Here is a 20,708-nt window from a genome sequence, read left to right as displayed (position 1 = left end):
CAAATAGAGAGCTCTATGTCGGTCTATCATACTTTATGTTTTCTATCCGCGGCAGCAATGGTTATCGCCTTTGTAAACAGCAAGATAGGAAAGATGCAAACGACCATCGCCATTACCGCTGGTTCGATGATCCTTTCACTTCTCATTCTAATCGCAGGTCAAAACGATTGGTTTCATCTTACTGAGATTGCCACAGAAACCGTCACCAGCATAAATTTCGAAGATTTTCTTCTGAAAGGCATACTAGGCTTCCTGCTTTTTGCCGGTGGTTTAGGTATCAAACTTCCCAACCTTAAAGATCAAAAGTGGGAAATTACGGTACTCGCTTTAGGTGCAACACTCTTCTCCACATTCTTCATTGGTTTTGTTCTTTACGGTTTTTGCCAAGTTATTGGTATTCAGTTTGACCTTGTTTACTGCTTACTGTTTGGCGCACTTATCTCTCCAACCGACCCGATTGCAGTTCTCGCTATTGTGAAGAAATTGGACGCTCCAAGACGCATTTCAACACAAATTGAAGGCGAGTCTCTGTTTAACGATGGTTTCGGTCTAGTTATCTTCGTCACTCTATTCACGATCGCATTTGGTACAGAAGCCCCGACGGTTGGTAGCGTAACCCTTCTATTCATCCAAGAAGCAATTGGCGGTATTGTTTACGGCTTCGTATTAGGGTTAATTTTCCACTACTTGATTAGTGCGACCGATGACCACTCCATGGAACTATTATTAACGATTGGCGTTCCTACAGCAGGTTATGCTCTAGCTGAATATCTCCATGTTTCAGGACCACTTGCAATGGTAGTCTCTGGCATCATGATTGGTAACTGGACTCGCTTTATCGGCTTCTCAAAAGAAAGTGAAGACCACCTAGACCATTTCTGGGAGTTGGTCGACGAATTCTTGAATGGTGTACTATTCCTTCTAATCGGTATGTCGATGTTGCTATTCGAATTCCATAAAGAAGACTGGATTATGATGGCGATATCTGTGCCACTAGTACTTGGTGCTCGCTACCTAAGTGTCTTTATTCCTTATATTGGCTTTAAACGCTACAGAAAGTACAACCCATGGTCCGTGAAGATTCTAACTTGGGGTGGATTACGTGGAGGTCTAGCTTTAGCAATGGCACTATCAATTCCATCAGGTATTTTAGTCATCCCAGAAAAACTGATTGATGTGAAAGAGATCATCATGGTGATGACCTACTCTGTTGTAGTTTTCTCGATCCTTATTCAAGGATCAACGATAACGCCAATGATTGAGAAAGCGAAGCAAGCAGAGAAAGAAATGGAAGCCGAAGCTTCTGTTGCTAAGCATGAAACTAAAGTCTCTCAAGAATAAACTCTCTTATAATTGAAAAATTAGGCAGCCGATTGGCTGCCTTTTTTATGCCTGAACCAAGCAGCTATTAATAGAATAGACTGGCTGATTTCCCTCAAACATCGCCACGCTCTGATATCCTTCCAATATCAACAAACTCCAGTCAATACTAAAAACTCAAATTAAAACAATCCTCAAGATTCCTAGCTACACTAAGGTTGAATCGGTCGATGCTTAGTTTCAAGACTAAGTAAGATTTGGGCACAAAATACAACAGCTCGTTTACAGGCGGAATATGGCACAACATTGAACCCGATAGAGTAAGGCTATGAAAATATCATGTAGCAAACCAGAGCATTACGAACTACACCAATATTGCAGACGAGGTGTGATATGCATGGAGTTAACTCTTGGAAAGTGATGATGGAGTGACAAATATGTGCAAAAGATAATGAATTAACCTGGCCAGTAATCTGACAGATTGGTATGGCACTAGCAGCCCACAACAAACAACGAAGAAATTTGTGGATACAAGAATTGTTATTTCTAGCAAGCCTTTCAAATAAGTGACGGAGCGACTGGGCTTGCACTCAATTGGACTCGTTGGTTGTAGACTAAAGTAATATCGCAAATACGAAAAAGCCCCAGCATTTCTGCTGGGGCTAATTATATGGTCCGCCTCACTCTCAAGCCCTACGCTTAGAGTAGGCTCTCAGAACGAGGTGAACCATATGTCTACCATTCACATCTTAGGTATCGATTTAGGCAAGCACTGCTTTCATGCGGTTGGCAATAATCACACTGGCAAAGACGTTATTCGCCGTAAGTTTAGTCGAAGCCAACTACTCCGTTTCTTATCTGTACTTGAACCTACCATCATCGCTTTTGAAGCCTGTGGTGGTGCTCACTGGCTTGCGAGAAAGTGTGAAGCCTATGGGCATCGAGTTCGACTTATCCCGCCTCAATATGTAAAACCTTACGTCAAAGGTAATAAGAACGACTTTATTGATGCGGCTGCGATAGCAGAAGCAGCGAGTCGACCAAGCATGAGATTTGTCTCTGCCAAGTCAGAGGAAGCTCAGGTAATCGCAGCTATCCATCGAGTGAGGGATGGTTATATCAAAGAACGAACGGCTTGTATGAGCCGAATTGGAGCAATACTACTTGAGTTTGGGCTGAGTTTTCCTAAAGGCCATGCCAAGATGAAAGCGCTATTTCAGTGGTTGGCCGAGCAAGATATAAAGCTACCACCGAGTCTGGTCGCTGAGTTGCTCTCGATTCATGAGCACTATAAATACCTAAATGAGCAAGTATCTACTCAAGATAGAAAACTGAAAGCGATTACTGAAAATAATGAAAATGCTGAACTTTTGAAGAGTATTCCTGGTATTGGTGATTTAACAGCAACGTTGTGTGTGGCCAATATCAGTTCTCCTTCAAACTTTGGTGGAGGTCGCGAGATGGCTGCATGGCTAGGACTCGTTCCAAGGCAGTATTCAACGGGTGGCAAATCAAAGCTATTAGGCATGAGTAAACGAGGGAACAAACACCTTCGCGCTCTATTTATACATGGAGCGAGATCCGTGCTATCTAGGATAGAAACAACAGGAAAAGTGTTTGGAGATTGGTTAGTCAATTTACGAGCAACAAAGCCGTTTAATGTAGTGGTAGTCGCACTTGCCAATAAGCTAGCAAGAATAGCTTGGGCGGTGTTGTACCACCGCCAAGCTTTTAAGGCTGTATAGCCATAACCAAGTTTGCAACGCCAATGAACGTGATGACAAAAACGGTCGAACGGCCAGATTAGTAACCTGATACAAAAAATAGCACCTAGTTGCTTTGGGGCTTTTAAGGATAATCTGGCGCGGATATCATCGTGGAGCGGGAAGTTAATGTTCCCAACGTGGACTCCGAATACATTAGCGCAAACCAACTCCGTTATTACTTAATTGTAGTTGCAATAACGGGGCGGACCATACATTTTGTCTGAATAAGTGGCGAATCGGCTAGGACGCCTAGCCCGGAGTTGCTGGCAGTTGGGCCTCATTCCCTGACAAGGGAAAACCTCTTTGCTTTTAAACGACAAAACCCAGTCCGAAGACTGGGTTTCTAAATAAGTGGCGGAGTGGCTGGGCTTGCACACAAGCGGGGCTCGTTGGTCGTAGACCAAAAAATAACATCGTAAATGTGAAAAGACCTCAGCATTTCTGCTGAGGTCTGGAATAAATGGCGGAGCGGACGGGACTCGAACCCGCGACCCCCGGCGTGACAGGCCGGTATTCTAACCAACTGAACTACCGCTCCGCACTGGTTAGACATTTAAGTCTAAGTTTTTGTCTTCACTTTTTCATAAAAAGTGAAAATAAAATAAAGCCTGGCGATGTCCTACTCTCACATGGGGAAACCCCACACTACCATCGGCGCTAATTCGTTTCACTTCTGAGTTCGGAATGGAAGTCAGGTGGGTCCAAATCGCTATGGTCGCCAAGCAAATTCTTTAATTCGGAAAGCTGTTTTAAGTTCTACTTACACATTCAATCGTTCTTGCATTGAGTCCATCAAAACCCCTTGGGTGTTGTATGGTTAAGCCTCACGGGCAATTAGTACAGGTTAGCTCAACGCCTCACAACGCTTACACACCCTGCCTATCAACGTTCTAGTCTCGAACAACCCTTTAGGATACTTAAAGTATCAGGGAAGACTCATCTCAGGGCTCGCTTCCCGCTTAGATGCTTTCAGCGGTTATCGATTCCGAACTTAGCTACCGGGCAATGCGTCTGGCGACACAACCCGAACACCAGAGGTTCGTCCACTCCGATCCTCTCGTACTAGGAGCAGCCCCTTCAATCTTCCAACGCCCACGGCAGATAGGACCGAACTGTCTCACGACGTTCTAAACCCAGCTCGCGTACCACTTTAAATGGCGAACAGCCATACCCTTGGAATCGACTTCAGCCCCAGGATGTGATGAGCCGACATCGAGGTGCCAAACACCGCCGTCGATATGAACTCTTGGGCGGTATCAGCCTGTTATCCCCGGAGTACCTTTTATCCGTTGAGCGATTACTCTTCCATACAGAACCACCGGATCACTATGACCTGCTTTCGCACCTGCTCGAATTGTCATTCTCGCAGTCAAGCGGGCTTATGCCATTGCACTAACCTCACGATGTCCAACCGTGATTAGCCCACCTTCGTGCTCCTCCGTTACTCTTTGGGAGGAGACCGCCCCAGTCAAACTACCCACCAGGCACTGTCCGCAACCCCGATAAGGGGTCGACGTTAGAACATCAACACTACAAGGGTGGTATTTCAAGGACGGCTCCACGCAATCTAGCGACTGCGCTTCAAAGCCTCCCACCTATCCTACACATGTAGGGTCAATGTTCAGTGCCAAGCTGTAGTAAAGGTTCACGGGGTCTTTCCGTCTAGCCGCGGGTACACTGCATCTTCACAGCGATTTCAATTTCACTGAGTCTCGGGTGGAGACAGCGTGGCCATCATTACGCCATTCGTGCAGGTCGGAACTTACCCGACAAGGAATTTCGCTACCTTAGGATCGTTATAGTTACGGCCGCCGTTTACCGGGGCTTCGATCAAGAGCTTCGACCGAAGTCTAACCCCATCAATTAACCTTCCGGCACCGGGCAGGCGTCACACCGTATACGTCATCTTACGATTTTGCACAGTGCTGTGTTTTTAATAAACAGTTGCAGCCACCTGGTATCTGCGACTCTCGTCAGCTCCATCCGCAAGGGACTTCACCATCAAGAGCGTACCTTCTCCCGAAGTTACGGTACCATTTTGCCTAGTTCCTTCACCCGAGTTCTCTCAAGCGCCTTGGTATTCTCTACCCGACCACCTGTGTCGGTTTGGGGTACGATTCCTTACAATCTGAAGCTTAGAGGCTTTTCCTGGAAGCATGGCATCAATGACTTCACTACCGTAGTAGCTCGACGTCGTGTCTCAGCCTTAAGAAGAGCCGGATTTACCTAACTCTTCAGCCTACGCACTTGAACCTGGACAACCGTCGCCAGTACTCACCTAGCCTTCTCCGTCCCCCCATCGCAATTGTAAGAAGTACGGGAATATTAACCCGTTTCCCATCGACTACGCCTTTCGGCCTCGCCTTAGGGGTCGACTTACCCTGCCCCGATTAACGTTGGACAGGAACCCTTGGTCTTCCGGCGAGGAGGTTTTTCACCCCTTTATCGTTACTCATGTCAGCATTCGCACTTCTGATACCTCCAGCATGCTTTACAACACACCTTCAACGGCTTACAGAACGCTTCCCTACCCAATGAAGTAAAACTTCATTGCCGCAGCTTCGGTTTATTACTTAGCCCCGTTACATCTTCCGCGCAGGCCGACTCGACCAGTGAGCTATTACGCTTTCTTTAAATGATGGCTGCTTCTAAGCCAACATCCTGGCTGTCTGAGCCTTCCCACATCGTTTCCCACTTAGTAATAATTTGGAATCTTAGCTGGCGGTCTGGGTTGTTTCCTCTCCACGACGGACGTTAGCACCCGCCGTGTGTCTCCCGGATAGTACTTACTGGTATTCGGAGTTTGCAAAGGGTTGGTAAGTCGGGATGACCCCCTAGCCTTAACAGTGCTCTACCCCCAGTAGTATTCGTCCGAGGCGCTACCTAAATAGCTTTCGGGGAGAACCAGCTATCTCCAGGTTTGATTGGCCTTTCACCCCTAGCCACAAGTCATCCGCTAATTTTTCAACATTAGTCGGTTCTTATCCTCCAATTGATGTTACTCAATCTTCAACCTGCCCATGGCTAGATCACCTGGTTTCGGGTCTATATCCAGCGACTAAGTCGCGCAGTTAACACTCGCTTTCGCTACGGCTCCCCAGATGGTTAACCTTGCCACTGAATATAAGTCGCTGACCCATTATACAAAAGGTACGCAGTCACACCACGAAGGTGCTCCTACTGCTTGTACGTACACGGTTTCAGGTTCTATTTCACTCCCCTCACAGGGGTTCTTTTCGCCTTTCCCTCACGGTACTGGTTCACTATCGGTCAGTCAGTAGTATTTAGCCTTGGAGGATGGTCCCCCCATATTCAGACAGGATATCACGTGTCCCGCCCTACTCGATTTCACTGAATGTGCGTTGTCAACTACGGGGCTATCACCCTTTATTGCCGGACTTTCCAGACCGTTCGTCTAACGCATATAAAGCTTAAGGGCTAGTCCAATTTCGCTCGCCGCTACTTTCGGAATCTCGGTTGATTTCTTTTCCTCGGGGTACTTAGATGTTTCAGTTCCCCCGGTTCGCCTCGCTGCGCTATGTATTCACGCAGCGATACTAGCTTATGCTAGTGGGTTTCCCCATTCGGAAATCCCAGACTCAAGTGGTTTTTACTACCTAATCTGGGCTTATCGCAAGTTAATACGTCCTTCATCGCCTCTGACTGCCAAGGCATCCACCGTGTACGCTTAGTCACTTAACCATACAACCCGAAGGAGTTTCGAGTTGATGTTCAAATCACCAAAGTTGTCTCTCATTATTGAATGAGCGAGAGACATTTCGATTTTGCCGGACTCAATTTCGAATAATCACTGTAAAAGTGATATTCCCAAGAACACTTGAATGTGTTTTTTGGTGTTTGTCATAAAGACAAACATTGAGAACTTTACAAACAATCTTAAAGATTGTTTTGTCAGCTTTCCAAATTGTTAAAGAGCTAGATTTTCTGATGAAAACCATTTTTAAAGATTCTTTTTCAAGAACACTTAAAGATGGTGGAGCTATGCGGGATCGAACCGCAGACCTCCTGCGTGCAAGGCAGGCGCTCTCCCAGCTGAGCTATAGCCCCATCAAGGTGTCGATACTGCATACCAATGTCAAAAGAAATTGGTGGGTCTGAGTGGACTCGAACCACCGACCTCTCGCTTATCAGGCGAACGCTCTAACCACCTGAGCTACAGACCCAGTATCGTCTCTTACTTATAAACCGTATCAATCTGTGTGGACACTCATCGTGAGTAATCATCGTATAAGGAGGTGATCCAGCGCCAGGTTCCCCTAGCGCTACCTTGTTACGACTTCACCCCAGTCATGAACCACAAAGTGGTAAGCGTCCTCCCGAAGGTTAAACTACCTACTTCTTTTGCAGCCCACTCCCATGGTGTGACGGGCGGTGTGTACAAGGCCCGGGAACGTATTCACCGTGGCATTCTGATCCACGATTACTAGCGATTCCGACTTCATGGAGTCGAGTTGCAGACTCCAATCCGGACTACGACGCACTTTTTGGGATTCGCTCACTATCGCTAGCTTGCTGCCCTCTGTATGCGCCATTGTAGCACGTGTGTAGCCCTACTCGTAAGGGCCATGATGACTTGACGTCGTCCCCACCTTCCTCCGGTTTATCACCGGCAGTCTCCCTGGAGTTCCCGACATTACTCGCTGGCAAACAAGGATAAGGGTTGCGCTCGTTGCGGGACTTAACCCAACATTTCACAACACGAGCTGACGACAGCCATGCAGCACCTGTCTCAGAGTTCCCGAAGGCACCAATCCATCTCTGGAAAGTTCTCTGGATGTCAAGAGTAGGTAAGGTTCTTCGCGTTGCATCGAATTAAACCACATGCTCCACCGCTTGTGCGGGCCCCCGTCAATTCATTTGAGTTTTAATCTTGCGACCGTACTCCCCAGGCGGTCTACTTAACGCGTTAGCTCCGAAAGCCACGGCTCAAGGCCACAACCTCCAAGTAGACATCGTTTACGGCGTGGACTACCAGGGTATCTAATCCTGTTTGCTCCCCACGCTTTCGCATCTGAGTGTCAGTATCTGTCCAGAGCCGCCTTCGCCACCGGTATTCCTTCAGATCTCTACGCATTTCACCGCTACACCTGAAATTCTACCCCCTCTACAGTACTCTAGTCTGCCAGTTTCAAATGCTATTCCGAGGTTGAGCCCCGGGCTTTCACATCTGACTTAACAAACCACCTGCATGCGCTTTACGCCCAGTAATTCCGATTAACGCTCGCACCCTCCGTATTACCGCGGCTGCTGGCACGGAGTTAGCCGGTGCTTCTTCTGTCGCTAACGTCAAGTAATGCAGCTATTAACTACACCACCTTCCTCACGACTGAAAGTGCTTTACAACCCGAAGGCCTTCTTCACACACGCGGCATGGCTGCATCAGGCTTGCGCCCATTGTGCAATATTCCCCACTGCTGCCTCCCGTAGGAGTCTGGACCGTGTCTCAGTTCCAGTGTGGCTGATCATCCTCTCAGACCAGCTAGGGATCGTCGCCTTGGTGAGCCATTACCTCACCAACTAGCTAATCCCACCTAGGCATATCCTGACGCGAGAGGCCCGAAGGTCCCCCTCTTTGGCCCGTAGGCATCATGCGGTATTAGCCATCGTTTCCAATGGTTATCCCCCACATCAGGGCAATTTCCTAGGCATTACTCACCCGTCCGCCGCTCGACGCCGTTATCGTTCCCCGAAGGTTCAGATAACTCGTTTCCGCTCGACTTGCATGTGTTAGGCCTGCCGCCAGCGTTCAATCTGAGCCATGATCAAACTCTTCAATTTAAGATTTTGTTCGGCTCAACGAATACTGACTTCAAAACTCATCCTTACTCGAAAGTAAGAAGTAATTTTAAAGCTATTATCATTCCAACAGAATGATAATGAATTGACTGTGCCAAGTCCGAAGACTTGATTGGTCACTCAGTTCATTGAAACCTAATTTGAAACCGAAGTTTCTAATTGGATTATCATCAACGAGTGCCCACACAGATTGATAGGTCTATATTGTTAAAGAGCTTGGCTTTCAGTGCCTTAGCACTTAAGCGAGGTGAGTATAATACGCCTTTCACTTTGAAAGTCAACATAAAACTCTAAAATAATTTAGAACTTTATGGTGACTTGCTTATTAAATAAGCAAGTGCAAATTAAAGCCTGGCGATGTTCTACTCTCACATGGGGAAACCCCACACTACCATCGACGCTAATTCGTTTCACTTCTGAGTTCGGAATGGAAGTCAGGTGATCCAAATCGCTATGGTCGCCAAGCAAATTCTTTATCAATTTGCTTGCAAATTCAAACGCACTTTAGTACGTACTTTAGGGTGAGATTTGCTTGCAAATCGAATAATTCGGAAAACTGATTTTAAGTTCTATTTATACACATTCAATCGTTCTTGCATTGAGTCCATCAAAACCCCTTGGGTGTTGTATGGTTAAGCCTCACGGGCAATTAGTACAGGTTAGCTCAACGCCTCACAACGCTTACACACCCTGCCTATCAACGTTCTAGTCTCGAACAACCCTTTAGGATACTTAAAGTATCAGGGAAGACTCATCTCAGGGCTCGCTTCCCGCTTAGATGCTTTCAGCGGTTATCGATTCCGAACTTAGCTACCGGGCAATGCGTCTGGCGACACAACCCGAACACCAGAGGTTCGTCCACTCCTATCCTCTCGTACTAGGAGCAGCCCCCTTCAATCTTCCAACGCCCACGGCAGATAGGAATCGAACTGTCTCACGACGTTCTAAACCCAGCTCGCGTACCACTTTAAATGGCGAACAGCCATACCCTTGGGACCGACTTCAGCCCCAGGATGTGATGAGCCGACATCGAGGTGCCAAACACCGCCGTCGATATGAACTCTTGGGCGGTATCAGCCTGTTATCCCCGGAGTACCTTTTATCCGTTGAGCGATTACTCTTCCATACAGAACCACCGGATCACTATGACCTGCTTTCGCACCTGCTCGAATTGTCATTCTCGCAGTCAAGCGGGCTTATGCCATTGCACTAACCTCACGATGTCCAACCGTGATTAGCCCACCTTCGTGCTCCTCCGTTACTCTTTGGGAGGAGACCGCCCCAGTCAAACTACCCACCAGGCACTGTCCGCAACCCCGATAAGGGGTCGACGTTAGAACATCAACACTACAAGGGTGGTATTTCAAGGACGGCTCCACGCAATCTAGCGACTGCGCTTCAAAGCCTCCCACCTATCCTACACATGTAGGGTCAATGTTCAGTGCCAAGCTGTAGTAAAGGTTCACGGGGTCTTTCCGTCTAGCCGCGGGTACACTGCATCTTCACAGCGATTTCAATTTCACTGAGTCTCGGGTGGAGACAGCGTGGCCATCATTACGCCATTCGTGCAGGTCGGAACTTACCCGACAAGGAATTTCGCTACCTTAGGACCGTTATAGTTACGGCCGCCGTTTACCGGGGCTTCGATCAAGAGCTTCGACCGAAGTCTAACCCCATCAATTAACCTTCCGGCACCGGGCAGGCGTCACACCGTATACGTCATCTTACGATTTTGCACAGTGCTGTGTTTTTAATAAACAGTTGCAGCCACCTGGTATCTGCGACTCTCGTCAGCTCCATCCGCAAGGGACTTCACCATCAAGAGCGTACCTTCTCCCGAAGTTACGGTACCATTTTGCCTAGTTCCTTCACCCGAGTTCTCTCAAGCGCCTTGGTATTCTCTACCCGACCACCTGTGTCGGTTTGGGGTACGATTCCTTACAATCTGAAGCTTAGAGGCTTTTCCTGGAAGCATGGCATCAATGACTTCACTACCGTAGTAGCTCGACGTCGTGTCTCAGCCTTAAGAAGAGCCGGATTTACCTAACTCTTCAGCCTACGCACTTGAACCTGGACAACCGTCGCCAGGCCCACCTAGCCTTCTCCGTCCCCCCATCGCAATTGTAAGAAGTACGGGAATATTAACCCGTTTCCCATCGACTACGCCTTTCGGCCTCGCCTTAGGGGTCGACTTACCCTGCCCCGATTAACGTTGGACAGGAACCCTTGGTCTTCCGGCGAGGAGGTTTTTCACCCCTTTATCGTTACTCATGTCAGCATTCGCACTTCTGATACCTCCAGCATGCTTTACAACACACCTTCAACGGCTTACAGAACGCTCCCCTACCCAATGAAGTAAAACTTCATTGCCGCAGCTTCGGTTTATTACTTAGCCCCGTTACATCTTCCGCGCAGGCCGACTCGACCAGTGAGCTATTACGCTTTCTTTAAATGATGGCTGCTTCTAAGCCAACATCCTGGCTGTCTGAGCCTTCCCACATCGTTTCCCACTTAGTAATAATTTGGAATCTTAGCTGGCGGTCTGGGTTGTTTCCCTCTCCACGACGGACGTTAGCACCCGCCGTGTGTCTCCCGGATAGTACTTACTGGTATTCGGAGTTTGCAAAGGGTTGGTAAGTCGGGATGACCCCCTAGCCTTAACAGTGCTCTACCCCCAGTAGTATTCGTCCGAGGCGCTACCTAAATAGCTTTCGGGGAGAACCAGCTATCTCCAGGTTTGATTGGCCTTTCACCCCTAGCCACAAGTCATCCGCTAATTTTTCAACATTAGTCGGTTCGATCCTCCAATTGATGTTACTCAATCTTCAACCTGCCCATGGCTAGATCACCTGGTTTCGGGTCTATATCCAGCGACTAAGTCGCGCAGTTAACACTCGCTTTCGCTACGGCTCCCCTAGATGGTTAACCTTGCCACTGAATATAAGTCGCTGACCCATTATACAAAAGGTACGCAGTCACACCACGAAGGTGCTCCTACTGCTTGTACGTACACGGTTTCAGGTTCTATTTCACTCCCCTCACAGGGGTTCTTTTCGCCTTTCCCTCACGGTACTGGTTCACTATCGGTCAGTCAGTAGTATTTAGCCTTGGAGGATGCATTTCCATATTCAGACAGGATATCACGTGTCCCGCCCTACTCGATTTCACTGAATGTGCGTTGTCAACTACGGGGCTATCACCCTTTATTGCCGGACTTTCCAGACCGTTCGTCTAACGCATATAAAGCTTAGGGGCTAGTCCAATTTCGCTCGCCGCTACTTTCGGAATCTCGGTTGATTTCTTTCCTCGGGGTACTTAGATGTTTCAGTTCCCCGGTTCGCCTCGCTGCGCTATGTATTCACGCAGCGATACTAGCTTATGCTAGTGGGTTTCCCCATTCGGAAATCCCAGACTCAAGTGGTTTTTACTACCTAATCTGGGCTTATCGCAAGTTAATACGTCCTTCATCGCCTCTGACTGCCAAGGCATCCACCGTGTACGCTTAGTCACTTAACCATACAACCCGAAGGAGTTTCGAGTTGATGTTCAAATCACCAAAGTTGTCTCTCATTATTTGAATGAGCGAGAGACATTTCGATTTTGCCGGACTCAATTTCGAATAATCACTGTAAAAGTGATATTCCCAAGAACACTTGAATGTGTTTTTTGGTGTTTGTCTTAAAGACAAACATTGAGAACTTTACAAGTAATCTTAAAGATTACTTTGTCAGCTTTCCAAATTGTTAAAGAGCTAATCACTTCTTATGAAGTAACCATTTTTAAAAACTCTCAAGAGAGAACGTTTAAAGATGGTATCCCGTAGGGGAGTCGAACCCCTGTTACCGCCGTGAAAGGGCGGTGTCCTAGGCCTCTAGACGAACGGGACACTGCTATTTGTTTCCACTTTTAAAAAGCAGAACCAAACTTCGAAGATATTGAGATATCTTCGTCTCTTTTACTTATAAACCGTATCAATCTGTGTGGACACTCATCGTGAATAATCATCGTATAAGGAGGTGATCCAGCGCCAGGTTCCCCTAGCGCTACCTTGTTACGACTTCACCCCAGTCATGAACCACAAAGTGGTAAGCGTCCTCCCGAAGGTTAAACTACCTACTTCTTTTGCAGCCCACTCCCATGGTGTGACGGGCGGTGTGTACAAGGCCCGGGAACGTATTCACCGTGGCATTCTGATCCACGATTACTAGCGATTCCGACTTCATGGAGTCGAGTTGCAGACTCAATCCGGACTACGACGCACTTTTTGGGATTCGCTCACTATCGCTAGCTTGCTGCCCTCTGTATGCGCCATTGTAGCACGTGTGTAGCCCTACTCGTAAGGCTATGATGACTTGACGTCGTCCCCACCTTCCTCCGGTTTATCACCGGCAGTCTCCCTGGAGTTCCCGACATTACTCGCTGGCAAACAAGGATAAGGGTTGCGCTCGTTGCGGGACTTAACCCAACATTTCACAACACGAGCTGACGACAGCCATGCAGCACCTGTCTCAGAGTTCCCGAAGGCACCAATCCATCTCTGGAAAGTTCTCTGGATGTCAAGAGTAGGTAAGGTTCTTCGCGTTGCATCGAATTAAACCACATGCTCCACCGCTTGTGCGCTCTCGTCAATTCATTTGAGTTTTAATCTTGCGACCGTACTCCCCAGGCGGTCTACTTAACGCGTTAGCTCCGAAAGCCACGGCTCAAGGCCACAACCTCCAAGTAGACATCGTTTACGGCGTGGACTACCAGGGTATCTAATCCTGTTTGCTCCCCACGCTTTCGCATCTGAGTGTCAGTATCTGTCCAGAGCCGCCTTCGCCACCGGTATTCCTTCAGATCTCTACGCATTTCACCGCTACACCTGAAATTCTACCCCCTCTACAGTACTCTAGTCTGCCAGTTTCAAATGCTATTCCGAGGTTGAGCCCCGGGCTTTCACATCTGACTTAACAAACCACCTGCATGCGCTTTACGCCCAGTAATTCCGATTAACGCTCGCACCCTCCGTATTACCGCGGCTGCTGGCACGGAGTTAGCCGGTGCTTCTTCTGTCGCTAACGTCAAGTAATGCAGCTATTAACTACACTACCTTCCTCACGACTGAAAGTGCTTTACAACCCGAAGGCCTTCTTCACACACGCGGCATGGCTGCATCAGGCTTGCGCCCATTGTGCAATATTCCCCACTGCTGCCTCCCGTAGGAGTCTGGACCGTGTCTCAGTTCCAGTGTGGCTGATCATCCTCTCAGACCAGCTAGGGATCGTCGCCTTGGTGAGCCATTACCTCACCAACTAGCTAATCCCACCTAGGCATATCCTGACGCGAGAGTACCTGAAGGTCCCCTCTTTGACTCGTAGGCATCATGCGGTATTAGCCATCGTTTCCAATGGTTATCCCCCACATCAGGGCAATTTCCTAGGCATTACTCACCCGTCCGCCGCTCGACGCCCTTAACGTTCCCCGAAGGTTCAGTTAAGTCGTTTCCGCTCGACTTGCATGTGTTAGGCCTGCCGCCAGCGTTCAATCTGAGCCATGATCAAACTCTTCAATTTAAGATTTTGTTCGGCTCAACGAATACTGACTTCAAAACTCATCCTTACTCGAAAGTAAGAAGTAATTTTAAAGCTATTATCATTCCAACAGAATGATAATGAATTGACTGTGCCAAGTCCGAAGACTTGATTGGTCACTCAGTTCATTGAAACCTAATTTGAAACTGCTCTTTATTAAGAGAAATTTCTAATTGGATTATCATCAACGAGTGCCCACACAGATTGATAGGTCTATATTTTTAAAGAGCGATTCTTCTTTGTGACTCACATCACTTCGGAAGAGGCGGCCATTCTAGCGAGATAATTTTTTGTGTCAAACACTTTTTCAAATTATTTCGCTTTTTTTTCTGACCTTATCGACGTTGCTTGAACCCTTGTGAGCGCTTGCCCTGTCGATGAGGTGGCATTATAGAGATCGCGCTCACGTTGGCAAGTGTTATTTTGCAAAAATTGCAAAAATAATGGTTAAACGTCGACTTTTCATTCAAAGGCTTATTTATCCAACTTTACCCCAAAGAGTTAAACAACTTATCCACAGAGTTATACTTTTTTGCCCATTTTTACTTACTGTAAATAAAGAAAGCTGCTTTACAGCAGCTTTCTTTATTTAGCCGATACGTGTGTTTCGGCGTCTAAATGACTAGATGCCAGAACCATCTTGTTCTGCGCCCTCATCTTCATGAAGACCACACTCTCGTTTTAAACCGAAGAAGCGGGTTTCTTCTTCTGACATGCCTGGTTCCCACTTCCTTGTTGTATGAGTATCACCTACCGAAAGATATCCTTGGTCCCATAGAGGGTGATAACTTAAACCATGTTCTTCTAGGTAGTAATGCACATCTTTATTCGTCCAGTCGATCACTGGTAAGAATTTAAATACACCATTTTGAATCGACAAGATTGGTAGACCTGCACGAGATTGGCTTTGCTCTCGACGCAATCCTGAAAACCAAGTACCGACATTTTGCTCACGCAGAGCCCGTCGCATTGGTTCTACTTTGTTTATCTTGTTGTACTTTTCAATTCCCTCTATACCTTGTTCCCAAAGTTTTCCGTAACGTGCTTCTTGCCAATGGGCGCTTTCTTTTGCTCGGTATACTTTAAGGTTGAGGCTCAGTTGCGCTTTCAACTGGTCAATAAATTGATAAGTCTCCGCAAATAGATATCCGGTGTCCGTTAGGATGATTGGAATGTCCGGCTTTTGTTGTGTCACAAGATGGAGCATCACTGCTGCTTGGATACCGAAACTGGATGAGACTGCGAACTCCCCTTCCAAATTCTCCAATGCCCACTTTACTCTCTCTTGTGCCGAAAGCTGTTCGAGCTCGACATTGATTTGAGCAAGACGGAGGATTTGCTCCGTCTTAGTTAATGTCAGTAACTCTGCTAGCTCCGGGTTGGACGCTACAGAATCAAGCATGGAAATCCCTCTTTGATATAAACACTTCTTGGATAATGCCAGCTCGAATCGTGAAATCGCCAAATGCTTCGCCTTCTTCACGTTCGGCAGCCCAACGAGCCACCAGCTGATCAATCTCTTCTAAGATTTGCTTATCCGTAATGTTCTCTTTATACATCTTCGGTACTCGAGTACCGCCGCGGTTACCACCTAGGTGTAAGTTGTATCGACCCGGAGCTTTACCAACTAAGCCGATTTCTGCCAACATTGCTCGGCCACAGCCATTTGGACACCCTGTTACACGAAGAATGATATTGTCTTCTTCCGATAGACCATGCTTTTCTAGAATATCTTCAACATCAGTAACAAACTGAGGAAGATATCGTTCAGCCTCAGCCATCGCGAGCGGACAAGTAGGAAATGCGACACACGCCATCGAGTTCTTACGCTGCTCACTCACACCATCATTCATTAAGCCATGTTCACGAGCAATCTTCTCGATCTTCGATTTTTGGCTTTTTGGTACACCAGCAACAATCAAATTTTGGTTTGCCGTCATACGGAAATCGCCTTTGTGGATTTTGGCAATTTCAGCAACACCTGTCTTAAGTGGTTTACCCGGGAAATCCAACAGACGACCGTTTTCGATGAAGAGTGCTAGGTGATGCTTACCATCGATCCCTTCAACCCAACCAATACGGTCACCACGTTCTGTTAATTCGTAAGGGCGACTTTGCTCAAACTTAACACCAGCACGCTTTTCTACTTCTGCTTTAAAGACATCACTTCCGACACGATCTAATGTGTACTTCGTTTTTGCATTCTTACGGTTCGAACGGTTACCCCAATCACGTTGCGTCGTTACTACAGCAGCCGCAACATCAAGCGTTTTCTCTAATGGGATAAAACCAAAGTCATCCGCTCTGCGTGGATAAGTTGATGTATCGCCATGCGTCATCGCGAGACCACCACCAACGAGCACGTTAAAACCAACCAGCTTGCCGCTATCTGCAATCGCTACGAAGTTAAGATCGTTAGCGTGTACGTCTACGTCATTTTGCGGTGGGATAACCACTGTGGTTTTAAACTTACGTGGTAGATAGTTCTTACCTAGAATCGGTTCGTCTTCTTCCGTGCTTTCTACTTTTTCACCGTCTAACCAAATCTCTGCGTAAGCGCGTGTCTTCGGTAATAGATGTTCACTGATCTTCTTCGCCCACTCGTAAGCCTCTTGGTGTAGCTCCGACTCCACTGGATTAGTGGTACACAACACGTTACGGTTAACATCACCCGCGGTGGCAATCGAATCAATACCAATGCTGTTGAGCGTTTGGTGCATCAACTTGATATTTGGTTTTAGCACGCCGTGGAACTGAAACGTTTGACGAGTCGTAAGACGAATACTTCCATATAAAGAGTGCTCAGTTGCAAACTTGTCGATCGCTAGCCATTGCTTTGGCGTAATGATGCCGCCCGGCATACGTGCACGAAGCATGACATTGTGCAACGGCTCCAACTTTTGCTTAGCACGCTCATTACGGATATCGCGATCATCTTGCTGGTACATTCCGTGGAAACGAATCAACTGGAAGTTATCTGCAGTAAAACCACCGGTAACGCGGTCTTGTAGATCTTGTTCAATCGTTCCACGTAGTAAGTTACTTTCTCTTTTAAGGCGCTCGTTATCCGAGAGTGGACCAAGTACCTCACCTAATACTTCTTGGCTGTTTGATTGTTCATTCGCGCTCATTAGTACACATCCCTTTGGTAACGTTTCGCTTTACGTAGATCGTTGATAAATGCTTCGGCTTCTTCACGAGATAGCTTGCCTTGTTGCTCGGCTACAAATACCAGCGCATCGTGAACATCTTTTGCCATACGAGTGGCATCACCACATACATAGATGTAGGCACCATCTTGAATCCATTGCCACACTTGTTCAGCGTTTTCTAGGATGCGATGTTGAACATAAACCTTCTCTGCTTGGTCACGACTAAACGCAACATCAAGGCGAGTCAGCAAACCTGACTTGAGGTACTTCTGCCATTCCACTTGGTAAAGGAAATCTTGGGTAAAGGTACGGTCACCAAAGAACAACCAGTTCTTGCCTTCCGAGTCACGGTTATCACGCTCTTGAATAAAACTACGGAAAGGCGCAATACCGGTACCAGGGCCAACCATGATGATTGGTGTGTTGTCATCTTGTGGCAGTTTGAAGTTATTGTTGTGCTCAACAAACACTTTCACTTCACCACCTTCTTCCAGACGTTGAGCGAGGAAACTCGATGCGCCGCCATAGCGCTTCTCATCACCTTTATCGTATTCAACTAATCCTACGGTTAGGTGAACCTCTTCATCAACTTCGGTTTGGCTTGAAGCGATAGAATATAGGCGAGGTGTCAATCGACGAAGTAAACCAACCAACTCTTCTGCACTTAGCTTGGTCTTCTTCTCCGCAAGCACATCTACGACTTGAGTGTTTGCTGCGTACTCACGAAGTTTGTCTTTATCTTCCACTAGCTTTTGTAGTTTCTTACTACCAGATAGCTCTGCAAATTTGGTGACAAACTGAGGGTTTGATGCGGTGATTTCATATTTGCTAACCAATGCACTATGAATAGAAAGGCTTTCACCATCCACTTCTACACTTTCTACACCGGATAGACCAGCCTTAGCTAAGATGGCATTGGCTAATTCTGAACTATTATCGAACCACACACCTAAAGCATCGCCGGCTTGATAAGTTAAACCTGAGTCTTCGAGGTCAATCTCTACGTGGCGAACATCTTTGTCCGAATCACGACCCGTGATTTTCTGGCTAGTCAGTAACGTTGCGGTATATGGGTTTTGCTTGTTATAAGCAGAGTGACCAGGAGCGGCTTGACCAACAGGAAGTTGAACCACTTCCGCTTCGTTACCAGAAGAAAGCGCTTCTTTTACTTGCTCAAGCGCTTGTTTACGCCACTCTGCGGCCGGCGCTTCGTAATCCACATCACAATCAATGCGATCGATGAAGGCAGTTGCACCTAGCTTAGATAAGTAAGTATCGAAGTCTTTACCCGTTTGGCAGAAAAATTCGTAGCTAGAATCGCCAAGAGCGATCACCGCATATTGCAGGTTTGGTAGCTTAGGCGCTTTCTTTGATTGAAGGAATTCATGCAGCTCAATGGCATTATCTGGCGCTTCACCCTCTCCATTAGTGGACGCAACGATGATTACATGCGTTTCTTTAGCAAGATTTTTGCCTTTGTAATCACTAGCATCAAATAGCTCTACAACAATGCCTTCTGCTTTGGCTTCTTGCTCTAGTGCTTCAGCAACACCTTTCGCATTGCCGGTTTGAGAAGCAAAAATGATGCTTAGCTTGCCTGCTGGTTTTGCAGCGACAGAAGCAGCAGCCTGTGCTATTGGGCCTGCAGCTGCTGAACTTGGTTGGTTTTGCGCTAAACCCCAAAAATAACCACTGACCCAAGCGAGTTGTTGTGAAGATAACTCAGAGACAGTTTGCTGGAGTGAACTAAATTGCTGGTCATTCAGAGGGCTTGCGATTGGTGGGTTTCCACCTTGCCCATTATTTTCTTCCGACACATTCTTGTAAGACTCATTCTTTTGAAAAGACATTGTCACGACATCCCTATTCATTGCGTGACGATAGATTAACCACTCTCCCTAATAACAAGAAAGAATAGATGTGAATGTTTTATAACTTTTTGGAAGTAAGAAAATCAAAGTTAGGGTCAACGATCTTCAATCCGAACTTGTTGAAAGCCGACTGCCATGGCCGATTTAGAGGCCGTATCGAGGTCATCATAGAGACATTCTTCCCCATGAGTATCGGTAAGACAGACAAAACCACCACGGGCATGCCTAAACTCAACAACCCAACCTCCTTCTTGTATTGAAGGTTCGATAATGGCTTCTACCAGCTGGTTATCACGAAATAGATGTCTCAATTCATTTATTGTCATCGCAATCCTTGCTCCAACTTTTATACATTGCTCCTAAATAAGCATGGTCGAAGTCTGAAAACTTGGGCGATTAATTCGATTGAATATAATGAAGTGATATAAAAAAACGCCGCTTATAAGGCGACGTTTTAAAGGAATAAGTTAATTATGTTTAGAAAGAGTATTGAGCACCAACAAAGAAGCCATCAGCAAAAATGAACTCTTTACCTAAGCTCGATAAGAACTCTTCTGACTCAAGGTCAATCACACGGTAGCCACCACGGAAGGTCAATTCAGATTCCTGGAAAGGGATACGGTACTGAACACCAGCCATTAGGTCGGTGCTCTTGATGCCTTTGCTATCGCCGAAGTTCATCTCACCAATCACATCGAAGTTGGTATTAGGTACGGTGATTTCTGCGTAGCCATACCAAGCCCAGATAAGTTCATCAAACTCTTCCGTACGGGCATTTGTACCCGCATCCACATACTTAGTGTCACTCAAATTACTAAAGGTCAGACCCGCATCGAAATGCAGTAAGTCATGTTCAAGAATTTGGTAGTAAAGAGTGAGATCTAATTTGTCGAAACCCATGTAATCTGCATCAACGTTAGAATAACGAAGGCGAGCATTTGGCACGTATTTTATGTCGTGCTCAACCGCAGCATAGAAAGAACCAGTTGTATTGCTATCTCTTCTTACTTCATTAACTTTAGTATCTGCCACCCAAACTTCTGCACCTACAGTGGTAGTAAAAGAAGAAGCTTCTTCATTTGCAAAACAAGGATAAGACGCTGCCAACGATAGTGTCGTTAAAGCGATGGTCGCTTTATATGTCATGTAATTTTTACTCCGAGATAGCTGATTTCAACATTAAGGGGCATGTGAGAAATATTATCATAC

General features: G+C 46.7%; 7 protein-coding genes, 4 tRNA genes and 6 rRNA genes. 2 read left to right on the top strand and 15 right to left on the bottom strand.

The features are described from left to right. Positions 1–15: 15 nt before the first annotated feature. Both ITG12_RS12945 and ITG12_RS12940 read left to right on the top strand, forming a co-directional pair. Positions 16–1,341, top strand: coding sequence for a sodium:proton antiporter (locus tag ITG12_RS12945; RefSeq protein ID WP_038879754.1), 1,326 nt, complete (start codon positions 16–18; stop codon positions 1,339–1,341). 710 nt (positions 1,342–2,051) lie between these two features. Beyond that, on the top strand, positions 2,052–3,065 hold the full coding sequence (locus ITG12_RS12940; protein ID WP_102778931.1) for an IS110 family transposase: 1,014 nt from the start codon (positions 2,052–2,054) through the stop codon (positions 3,063–3,065). Positions 3,066–3,547: 482 nt separating this feature from the next. On the opposite strand, the gene ITG12_RS12935 is transcribed toward ITG12_RS12940, so the two are convergent. From ITG12_RS12935 to ITG12_RS12865, 15 genes are all read right to left on the bottom strand, one after another. Beyond that, positions 3,548–3,624: transfer RNA gene (locus ITG12_RS12935), tRNA-Asp, on the bottom strand. A gap of 68 nt (positions 3,625–3,692) precedes the next feature. Next, positions 3,693–3,809 (bottom strand): 5S ribosomal RNA (gene rrf / locus ITG12_RS12930). A gap of 90 nt (positions 3,810–3,899) precedes the next feature. Further along, positions 3,900–6,788, bottom strand: a 23S ribosomal RNA gene (locus ITG12_RS12925). A 290-nt stretch (positions 6,789–7,078) separates the two neighbouring features. Further along, positions 7,079–7,154, bottom strand: a tRNA-Ala gene (locus ITG12_RS12920). A 39-nt stretch (positions 7,155–7,193) separates the two neighbouring features. Beyond that, a tRNA-Ile gene (locus ITG12_RS12915) sits at positions 7,194–7,270 on the bottom strand. Between the two features lie 65 nt (positions 7,271–7,335). Further along, positions 7,336–8,885 (bottom strand): 16S ribosomal RNA (locus tag ITG12_RS12910). Positions 8,886–9,252: 367 nt separating this feature from the next. After that, positions 9,253–9,368: ribosomal RNA gene (gene rrf / locus ITG12_RS12905) — 5S ribosomal RNA — on the bottom strand. A gap of 163 nt (positions 9,369–9,531) precedes the next feature. Next, positions 9,532–12,419: ribosomal RNA gene (locus ITG12_RS12900) — 23S ribosomal RNA — on the bottom strand. 294 nt (positions 12,420–12,713) lie between these two features. After that, positions 12,714–12,789 (bottom strand) — tRNA-Glu (locus tag ITG12_RS12895). Positions 12,790–12,912: 123 nt separating this feature from the next. After that, positions 12,913–14,458: ribosomal RNA gene (locus tag ITG12_RS12890) — 16S ribosomal RNA — on the bottom strand. The 16S, 23S and 5S rRNA genes sit together here with 4 tRNA genes alongside, the layout of an rRNA operon. A gap of 640 nt (positions 14,459–15,098) precedes the next feature. Beyond that, entirely contained in the window at positions 15,099–15,878 is a 780-nt protein-coding gene (locus tag ITG12_RS12885) for a phosphoadenylyl-sulfate reductase (protein WP_038865467.1), read from the bottom strand. Next, on the bottom strand, positions 15,871–17,607 hold the full coding sequence (gene cysI / locus ITG12_RS12880; protein WP_038881670.1) for an assimilatory sulfite reductase (NADPH) hemoprotein subunit: 1,737 nt from the start codon (positions 17,605–17,607) through the stop codon (positions 15,871–15,873). The genes ITG12_RS12885 and cysI overlap by 8 nt, the downstream gene beginning before the upstream one ends. Further along, positions 17,607–19,478, bottom strand: a complete 1,872-nt coding sequence (locus tag ITG12_RS12875; protein ID WP_038881669.1) for an assimilatory sulfite reductase (NADPH) flavoprotein subunit — start codon at positions 19,476–19,478, stop codon at positions 17,607–17,609. The genes cysI and ITG12_RS12875 overlap by 1 nt, the downstream gene beginning before the upstream one ends. A 116-nt stretch (positions 19,479–19,594) precedes the next feature. Further along, the gene (locus ITG12_RS12870; RefSeq protein ID WP_038865472.1) at positions 19,595–19,825 is read right to left on the bottom strand and encodes a hypothetical protein; all 231 of its coding nucleotides are present in this window, start codon (positions 19,823–19,825) and stop codon (positions 19,595–19,597) included. Positions 19,826–19,976: 151 nt separating this feature from the next. Beyond that, the gene (locus ITG12_RS12865; RefSeq protein ID WP_038865474.1) at positions 19,977–20,645 is read right to left on the bottom strand and encodes a TIGR04219 family outer membrane beta-barrel protein; all 669 of its coding nucleotides are present in this window, start codon (positions 20,643–20,645) and stop codon (positions 19,977–19,979) included. Between the last annotated feature and the right edge of the window lie 63 nt (positions 20,646–20,708).

The sequence above is a fragment of the Vibrio sp. ED002 genome (assembly GCF_023277445.1).
GTDB classification, from domain to species: domain Bacteria; phylum Pseudomonadota; class Gammaproteobacteria; order Enterobacterales; family Vibrionaceae; genus Vibrio; species Vibrio jasicida.
This window is presented reverse-complemented; position numbering and strand designations above follow the sequence as displayed.